Genomic DNA, 1897 nt, shown 5'->3' with positions numbered 1-1897 from the left:
CGAGGTGGGTCCGACCGGGCCGCCTGCCGGTCGAGCGCGGGACTAGTTCACGCAGCGGATGCCGCCCGCGTTGATCTCCGCGCCGGTCTGGTCCTCCTGGGGCGCCTGCTGGGTGCGGAAGCCGCCGTCCAAGGCGAGCAGACGCTGTCCGAGCAGGTTGGCCACGCCGGGACCGTCGTAGCTGGACCCGACCACCACGCGCGCCGTGCCCGCCGCGATCGTGGCGTCCTCCTTGATCTCCACGTCCCCGAGCGCGTCGGCGACGGCCTGCGCCCCCGCCTCGCCGCCCTTGCCGTAGAGCACCGCGGAGGCGACCTGGTCGGCGTCGGCGTTGTCCGCGTCGCCCGCGACGAACTTCAGCGCCACCAGCTCCTGCAGCACCCTGGACGCCAGGCCGGGGATGCCGGAGGCGTTGCGGACCTCGACGGTCACCGTCGCCGGGTCCACGGCGGCCTTGTTCTTCTCCTCCTCGGACTTGGCGAAGTCCTTGAAGAACTTCTTCACCTGGGAGGGGACGACCTCGACCGCCATGCCGTCGCTGTCGGTCATCAGCTCGGGGTTGCCGGTCGGGATGGTCTTGAACTCCATGCTGCCGCCGGTCAGGCCCTTCATCTGGGTCGCGAACCTGAGCACGTCCCAGCCCTCGTCGAGGGTGATGGACTTGGACAGCGCGTCGATCAGGTCGCCCAGCTTGCCGGGGTCGGTCAGCGTGCCCGCGGAGAGCACCTTGTTCGCCAGGCCCGCCATGAACACCTGCTGGCGCACGACCCGGTCCAGGTCGCCGCGCAGCAGGCCGTAGCGCTGCCGCACGAACGAGAGCGCCTCGCGGCCCTGGATGGTCTGGTTGCCCTTCTTGAAGTTCGCCCCCGAGAGGTCGTCCTGGACGGCGTTGTTGAGGCACACGTCCACGCCGCCGACGGCCTTGGTGATCTCGTAGAAGCCGACCAGGTTGACCTCGGCGTAGTGGTCGATCTTGACGCCGGACAGGTTCTCGATCGTGCTGATCAGGCTCTTGCTGCCCGCCTGCCTGGCCTTGAGCTCCAGGGCGGTGCCGGACTCGCCCTTGCCCCCGAGCTCCTCCAGCGCGGCGGTCTTGCCGTAGCCGTACGCCGAGTTGATCTTGTGCTTGCCGTAGCCGCCGGGGATGTCCACGTAGGAGTCGCGCGGGAACGACACCGCGACCGCCTTGCCGCTGTCGTTCGGGATGTGCAGCAGGATCAGCGTGTCGGTGTTCAGCCCGCCGTCCTCCGAGCCGCCCGCCTGCAGCTCGTTCAGGATCTCCTGCGGCAGCGGGTTGCCCTTGGAATCGGTGCGGCTGTCCATGCCGACCATCAGGATGTCGATCGACCCGTCCTGCGGCTTCTCGCCGCCGGCGTCCGCGCTGATCACGTCCGTGGTGGCGATGTTGTCCGTCAGGGCGTTCAGGTTCTTGTAGCCGTAGCCGGTCGCGAGCAGCACCGCGGTCGAGACCAGCGCCAGCGCCGTGCGCCCGGCCAGCTTCACCCTGGACGGCGGGGGCGTGCGCTGCGCGGGCCGCCTCGCGGGCGCGGGCCTCGGCGGGACGGTCCTCGGCCGGGGCGACCTCGGCGGGGCGCTCTCGGCGTCGTCCTCGGCGTCCACGACGACGCCCTTGACCACCCGGCCGCGCCGCGCCGGCCGGACCGGCCGGTCCTCCTCGCCGGGGCGCGCGCCGCTCCTGGGCCGCGACAGCTCCTCGGCCTCCGCCGCGCGCGCGGCGCGGGCCGCGCGCCTGCGCTCCACCGCCTCGTCGCGCGCACGGTCCAGCGCGGGCCCGCCTGCCAGGCCCTCGTTGCGCGCCCGCTCGCTGCGCATCGCCCGCGCGGGCGTGGTCCGCTCCGTGGGCGCGTGCCCGTTCGCCTCGCGTCGCACGGGCTTG

1 protein-coding gene is annotated in these 1897 nt (G+C 72.4%); it reads right to left on the bottom strand.

The features are described from left to right. Positions 1-42: 42 nt before the first annotated feature. Positions 43-1897 (bottom strand): LCP family protein (locus tag ACTUAL_RS06040; protein ID WP_440899544.1); only part of this gene is annotated, 1855 nt, incomplete at its 5' end.

The sequence above is a fragment of the Actinosynnema sp. genome, from assembly GCF_052038725.1.
The sequence above is the reverse complement of the archived record's forward strand: the minus strand, read 5'-3'. Positions and strand labels throughout refer to the sequence as shown.